At 64.1% G+C, this 532-nt stretch carries 1 rRNA gene; it reads left to right on the plus strand.

Annotated features, from left to right (window positions below):
* Positions 1-116: ribosomal RNA gene (locus ABFX46_RS43370) — 16S ribosomal RNA — on the plus strand; the annotation flags it as partial.
* Positions 117-532: the final 416 nt, after the last annotated feature.

Below are 532 nucleotides of genomic sequence, written 5' to 3' on the forward strand. Positions count from 1 at the left end.
GAAGCCCGTGGCCCAACCGCCTTGTGTGGGGGGAGCGGTCGAAGGTGGGGCCGGCGATTGGGACGAAGTCGTAACAAGGTAGCCGTACCGGAAGGTGCGGCTGGATCACCTCCTTTCTAAGGAGCACAACTGGCCAGGGCTGCTTCCTCTTGGGGAAGGCCCGGGTCGGTGGCCGCCGTTGACGACGCACGTTCGTCAGGTGGCTGCTCATAGATGTGGAGCACTGGCTACTCAGCTCACCGCCTGCGTGAGCCGGCAAGTACCGCCCCCTTGGCTTCGGTCTCGGGGGAGTGGGAACGGCGGTCTTCGGGCGGGTGGGGGGTTGGACACGCTGTTGGGTCCTGAGGGAACGGGCTTTGCCCGGTGGCCTCGGACTGCGGGACCAGTCGCCGCTTCACTCGTGACGAGTGTGGCGGTGCTGGTGGGCCCGGTTGTTTTTTGAGAACTGCACAGTGGACGCGAGCATCTCTGGTGAGGGCTTCGAGATTCTGCCTTTCGGGGTGGGGTTGAGGGTTCTCATCTGCGATTTGTT

It is taken from the genome of Actinomadura chokoriensis (genome assembly GCF_039529475.1).
GTDB classification, from domain to species: Bacteria; Actinomycetota; Actinomycetes; order Streptosporangiales; family Streptosporangiaceae; genus Spirillospora; species Spirillospora bangladeshensis.